This window comes from Bacillus sp. V33-4 (assembly GCF_002860225.1).
GTDB classification, from domain to species: Bacteria; Bacillota; Bacilli; order Bacillales; family Cytobacillaceae; genus Bacillus_BJ; species Bacillus_BJ canaveralius.
Genome location: NZ_PGVC01000047.1, coordinates 47,962 through 54,146 on the forward strand (window position 1 = coordinate 47,962; position 6,185 = coordinate 54,146).

A 6,185-nucleotide genomic window follows, 5' to 3' on the forward strand; every position below is an offset into this window, starting at 1 on the left:
ACTTATTTTCGATAATAAGATTTGGTTTGAAGAGTGAATAAAAAGTTCTCAGGGTCAGAGGCTTATATAAGTAAAACAGCCTTGCCATTTCACGAGGCTGTTTTGTCATATTATTTTAAGCCGCTTTCAAGTGCCTGGAGCATTTCGCGTTTATCTTGATCAGAAGAATGATTCCAGATGACCTCAAAGAGGACGCCGAGGCCGGGGAGCATCTTTTCTTCCCCGCTTTCAATCGCATCAATGATTGTATCCTCCAGTTCTTCCTGGGAATTACCGGTTACATTGTGAATAACCGCATGGCGTATATTTATATCCACATTAACACTCCTTTCAAATTGTATCGTTATTATCTTTTCAACTTTAGGATTTATTATGTACAAGAGATAAGCTATAATTAGGGAATTGACCCGGAGTTACCGCTGACAAGCGGACTCGAAGCGAGCTTTATTTAACAGGGGCGGAGGTGAGAGCGTCTTGAAACACATTCACTCTTTAAGTAATCCACAAGTGAAGCAGTGGAAAAAGCTGCTGACGAAAAAAGAACGTGATAAAACAAGAACTTTCCTTGTAGAAGGCTTCCACCTTGTGGAAGAGGCATTGGCATCAGATGGCCGGGTGCTCGAGCTGATTGTCAGTGAAGATACCGATATTCCGACCCGATGGAATTACGGTGAAACACCGATTACAACCGTCACTGCTGAAATTATTAAGGCCATTTCCGATACAGAGGCTCCACAAGGAGTTCTGGCGGTTTGCCAGCAGGAACAAGCAGTACAGCCTGATTTCAACGGCAGGACATTCCTGCTAATCGATGCCGTCCAGGATCCCGGGAATTTGGGCACGATGATCAGGACAGCCGATGCTGCCGGGTTGGATGTGGTTGTCGTTGGGGATGGAAGTGTTGATATGTATAATCCAAAGGTGCTGCGCTCCGCACAGGGCAGCCATTTTCACCTGCCGGTTATCAGGGCCAGCCTGTTTGAGTGGCTGGACAAATTGCAGGGTCAGAACATACCGGTTTACGGTACAGCGCTGGAAAACGGTGTGAATTTCTCCGAGGTGACTCCTCGTGAATCGTTTGCGTTGTTGGTAGGAAATGAAGGAAGCGGCGTCAATCGTGATCTTCTTGAGAAAACGACGAAAAATTTATTTATTCCGATCCATGGGAAAAGTGAATCATTAAACGTCGCAGTTGCAGCAGGAATTCTTCTATACTATTTGAAAAAGTAAACTTTTTATGAAAACCGTTTGAAACGGGGAGAATAATATATTATAATAAACAGCAAAATTGTAAAAATGAAAAACGATGATGGAGAAAAGTAGCTTGCATAAACCATTTAGGAAGAAAATGCCGCAGACTGGAAGCATTTTTATGGACATGTAAGTGAAGTTCACCTCCGAAGTTGGCACCGGGACCAGTCGCCCGATTGTAAAGGTGCATCGGCGCGAGCCGTTATTCCAATGAAGTGAATGTGCACGTTTTTTTCGCATGCATGTTAACAAGGGTGGTACCGCGAATTCAAAACCTCGTCCCTTTTCAGGGATTGAGGTTTTTTATTTTTCCATGAAACGAATAGGAGGAAACGACATGCAAGAGCGTTTACAACAACTGCAAGCAGAAGCTTTGCACAAAGTGGACAATGCATCAGGTTTGAAAGAACTGAACGACATCCGTGTTGCTTATTTGGGCAAGAAAGGCCCGATCACCGAAGTGTTGAAAGGAATGGGGAAATTATCGGCAGAAGAACGACCGAAAATGGGGGCACTTGCAAACGAAGTGCGTGATGCGATTACAGCTGCGATTGAATCAAAACAACAACTGTTGGAAGAAGCAGCTGTTGTTGAGCAGCTTGCTTCAGAAACGATCGATGTGACATTGCCAGGCCGCCCCGTCAAGGTAGGCAACCACCATCCGTTGACAAGGATCATTGAGGAAATTGAGGATTTGTTTATGGGGATGGGTTATGCAGTCGCTGAAGGCCCGGAAGTCGAGCAGGATTATTACAACTTTGAAGCTTTAAACTTTCCTAAAGGACATCCGGCAAGGGATATGCAGGATTCCTACTATATTTCGGATGATATTTTGCTTCGTACTCACACATCGGGTGTACAAGCAAGGACGATGGAAAAAAATCACGGGAAAGGCCCGGTTAAAATTATCTGTCCCGGAAAAGTATACCGGCGTGATAATGATGATGCCACCCATTCTCATCAATTTATGCAAATTGAAGGACTTGTCGTTGATGAAAACATTCGCTTGAGTGACCTGAAAGGGACACTGGATCTATTTGCGAAGAAAATGTTTGGCGAAGACCGCGAAATTCGGTTGCGCCCGAGCTTTTTCCCGTTTACAGAACCATCCGTCGAAATGGATATATCCTGCAAATTTTGCGGAGGCACAGGCTGCGGTGTTTGTAAAGATACAGGCTGGATCGAAATTCTCGGTGCCGGAATGGTTCACCCAAATGTTCTCGAAATGGCCGGCTACGATTCAAAGAAATATACGGGCTTTGCATTTGGATTGGGGATTGAGAGAATTGCGATGCTAAAATATGGCGTTGACGATATCCGCCATTTCTATACAAATGACAACCGTTTCTTAAAACAATTTTCTGTGCATGAATAAAGGAGGATTCCGAAATGTTCGTTTCTTATAGATGGCTCCAGGATTACGTTGATCTATCAGGCGTAAGCCCGGTTGAACTGGCCGAAAAAATTACTAAAAGCGGGATTGAGGTTGAAGGCGTTACCATTTTAAACGAAGGAATACGTGACGTTGTCATCGGGCATGTGCTCGAATGCGAACAGCATCCGAATGCCGATAAGCTGAACAAATGTTTAGTAGATATCGGAGAAGAGGAGCCCGTGCAAATTATTTGCGGTGCCGCTAATGTTGGTAAAGGGCAGAAGGTTGCGGTAGCTAAAGTAGGCGCCGTCCTGCCTGGGAATTTTAAAATCAAAAAGGCGAAGCTGCGCGGAGAAGAATCAAACGGGATGATTTGTTCCCTCCAGGAGCTTGGCATTGAAAGCAAGCTTGTTGCCAAGGAATATTCCGAAGGGATTTTTGTATTCCCGGAGGATACAGAAGTTGGTGCAGATGCAATTGCCGAGTTAGGCAGGGATGATCATGTCTTGGAGCTTGGCTTAACACCAAACCGTTCCGATTGCTTAAGCATGCTTGGTGTTGCCTATGAAGTGGCAGCCATCCTTGGCAGGGGAGTAAACCTTCCTGTGACAGCAGTATCGGAGGTTGCCGAAAAAGCGGCTGATTATATAAAAATAACCGTTGAAGCAATAGAGGACAATCCTTTGTACGTTGCGAAGGTCATCAAGGCTGTAAAGATCGGGCCAGCTCCACTCTGGATGCAGGGCAGGCTGATGGCCGCCGGTATTCGCCCGCATAACAATGTCGTTGATATCACGAACTATATTTTGCTAGAGTATGGCCAGCCGCTTCATGCTTTCGATTATGACCGGTTCGGATCAAAAGAAATTGTCGTACGGCGTGCCAAAAACGGTGAAATCATTGAAACGCTCGATGATGTGAAGCGTGAATTAACGGAAGACCATCTTGTGATCACAAATGGCACGGAGCCGGTCGCAATTGCCGGGGTCATGGGTGGAGCAAATTCCGAGGTTGGTCGCGATACGACAACTGTGTTATTGGAGTCAGCGTATTTTGCTGGACGAACGGTACGAAAAGCTTCCAAGGATCACGGATTGCGCAGTGAGGCGAGCGCCCGGTTTGAAAAGGGTGTTGATCCAAACAGGGTTCGTGCGGCGGCCGAACGGGCAGCAGCTCTGCTTGCAGAATATGCCGGCGGCGAAGTGCTCGAAGGGTCTGCAGAGGTAGATGAGCTTGATATTGAGCCTGCTGTTATTTCAATAAGCCTAGAGAAGATCAACCGCGTGCTTGGCACAGATTTGACAGTTAACAAAGTTAAAGATATTTTCGAACGACTGCAATTTGGAGTCAGTGTGGATAATGATCTGTTCACAGTAACGGTTCCGACGAGGCGCGGGGATATTACAATCGAAGAAGATTTAATCGAAGAGGCCGGACGATTATTCGGTTATGATAATCTTCCGACAACTTTGCCGGTCGTCGCTTCCACACCGGGAGCTCTAACGGATTATCAAAAGAAACGACGTGCTGTCCGCCGTTATTTAGAGGGTGCCGGCTTGTTCCAGGCAGTTACGTATTCGCTAACAAGTGCTGAAAAGGCAGAACAGTACGCCCTTGAAAAGCGCGAACCGATTCGGCTGGCAATGCCGATGAGTGAGGAGCGAAGCATTCTGCGGTTAAGCATAGTTCCCCAGCTGCTTGAAGTATTAAAACATAATGTTGCCCGCCAGCTTGACAGTGTGGCTGTTTATGAAACAGGATCTGTCTTTCTTGCCAGAGCAGGGCAAGAGCTCCCGGAAGAGCGTGAGCACCTCGCTGCCGCGATTACGGGTTTATGGCAATCTCATCCTTGGCAGGGCGAAAAGAAGCCAGTCGATTTCTATGTTATAAAAGGAATTTTAGAGGGGCTTTTTGCAAGGCTGAGCCTTGAGAATCAGGTCGAATTTCGCCAGGCTTCGCTATATGGCCTCCATCCGGGGCGCACGGCAGAAGTTTATTTATCAGGTGAAAAAGTCGGCTTCATCGGCCAGGTTCACCCCGCCGTGCAAAAGGCGATGGATTTGAAGGAAACATATGTATGCGAACTTTCACTAAACACAATTTTGGAAGCAGAAGTTGCTCCTTTACAATATGAGGCCATTCCCCGCTTCCCGTCAATTACCAGAGACATTGCCCTTGTCGTTGATACAGAAAAAACGGCAGGCGAGCTCGGAGCGATTATTAAGGAAGCAGGCGGCAAGCTGCTGAAAGAGGTTCACGTCTTTGACCTGTATGAAGGAGAACGGATGGAAGCGGGCAAGAAGTCGCTCGCCTTTTCCTTAAAATATTTCGATCCGGAGCGGACTTTAGCAGACGAAGATGTCGCAAAAACCCATGATAAAGTCCTCGCAGCCGTAAAAGAGAAAGCAGGAGCAACGCTTAGAGGATAATAGCATTAAACAGTGGAGAATGCTTTTTAATGAAGCTAAAAAAACACAAGCGAAACGCCATTCACCGGCTTCGCTTGTGTTTTTTAATTCTGTTTTCTAATTCTGATCGCTTTTTCCGTGTTGGCAAAGTGCATCTTGGCGAATTGCGGGAGAGATTCGATTCCCTTTTCATTGATCAGCCGTGCGCCAGCCTGGTCAACAAGTGCGCCAGCCCCTTTTGGGAGCGTAAATCCGGCCGCGTCGCTTAATTCCTCAAAGCAGCGGACAAATGCATAACGGGCAATAATTGACGCTACCGCAACTGAAAGGTGGATTCCCTCAGCCTTTGTGCTAAAAAAGACGCGTTCCTTTTGGACCTTTTGCTGTCCTTTTAAGTGTTGATAATAGACCTTTTCCTCGGCAAACTGGTCAATTAAAATGGCTTCGGGCTGCTCTGGTGCGATTTTTTCCAAAAGCTGGCCGATTGCCTGATTATGTAGCAGCGCTTTGATTTTTCCCTGTGACATGCCTGATTGCTGATACTTGTTATATTTGTCATTTTTCAACACTAATAGCCTGTAAGGGATTAGTTTAATCAGTTCTTTGGCGATCATGGAAATTTTCGCGTCGTTTAAATTTTTTGAATCGCGGACGCCAAGGTCTTTTAAAGCCGGCATATCTTCCTTTCTCACATAAGCAGCGACAACGGTAATCGGCCCAAAATAATCTCCGGTACCGACTTCATCTGATCCAATCACGGATAGATTGGCAAAGTTCGCAGGCAAGTGGCTTCCCGCCGCTTTTACCGTTTTCTGCTCTTTCTTTGGAGCTGCTTCGCCCCATTTCGATGCTTCTCTTTCACTTTCGGGACCTTGAAAAAGGACTTTACCAGATTTATATGCAGTAATCGTGCACCCGGGAATTTTAGCAGAAAAAATACTGCCTGGCGGAGTTTTATCACTGATTGAGCGGTTATAATGGATCTTCATTTCATAGATCTCCGCTTCCTTTTTGTTTAAAACTACATTGCTCATTTCTTACACTCCTGACTATTTTTGCCCATATTTATCTCAAAAAATATTATCGTTTCACTAGTGTTGCATTAATTAAATTTTAATATTAAAAAGACTCTAAATCTTCGCTAATTTTAT

At 45.6% G+C, this 6,185-nt stretch carries 5 protein-coding genes and 1 other annotated feature; of the genes, 3 read left to right on the forward strand and 2 right to left on the reverse strand.

Going from position 1 to position 6,185, the window contains the following annotated elements:
• Positions 1-110 precede the first annotated feature (110 nt).
• On the reverse strand, positions 111-317 hold the full coding sequence (gene sspI, locus CVD23_RS17125; RefSeq protein ID WP_101578179.1) for a small acid-soluble spore protein SspI: 207 nt from the start codon (positions 315-317) through the stop codon (positions 111-113).
• A gap of 157 nt (positions 318-474) precedes the next feature.
• On the opposite strand from sspI, the gene CVD23_RS17130 reads away from it, so the two are divergent.
• The 3 genes from CVD23_RS17130 (at position 475) to pheT (ending at position 5,055) form a co-directional block, all read left to right on the forward strand.
• Positions 475-1,230: a TrmH family RNA methyltransferase gene (locus CVD23_RS17130; protein WP_101666667.1), complete on the forward strand. Its 756-nt coding sequence runs from the start codon at positions 475-477 to the stop codon at positions 1,228-1,230.
• A 67-nt stretch (positions 1,231-1,297) separates the two neighbouring features.
• Positions 1,298-1,538: a binding site (T-box leader), on the forward strand.
• Positions 1,539-1,588: 50 nt separating this feature from the next.
• Positions 1,589-2,626 carry a phenylalanine--tRNA ligase subunit alpha gene (pheS, locus tag CVD23_RS17135; protein ID WP_101666668.1) on the forward strand — a complete coding sequence of 346 codons (1,038 nt, stop codon included), beginning with the start codon at positions 1,589-1,591 and terminating at the stop codon, positions 2,624-2,626.
• Positions 2,627-2,640: 14 nt separating this feature from the next.
• Positions 2,641-5,055, forward strand: a complete 2,415-nt coding sequence (pheT, locus tag CVD23_RS17140; RefSeq protein ID WP_101666669.1) for a phenylalanine--tRNA ligase subunit beta — start codon at positions 2,641-2,643, stop codon at positions 5,053-5,055.
• An 83-nt stretch (positions 5,056-5,138) separates the two neighbouring features.
• Here pheT and rnhC read toward each other — a convergent pair whose 3' ends face one another.
• Entirely contained in the window at positions 5,139-6,068 is a 930-nt protein-coding gene (gene rnhC, locus CVD23_RS17145) for a ribonuclease HIII (RefSeq protein ID WP_101666670.1), read from the reverse strand.
• Between the last annotated feature and the right edge of the window lie 117 nt (positions 6,069-6,185).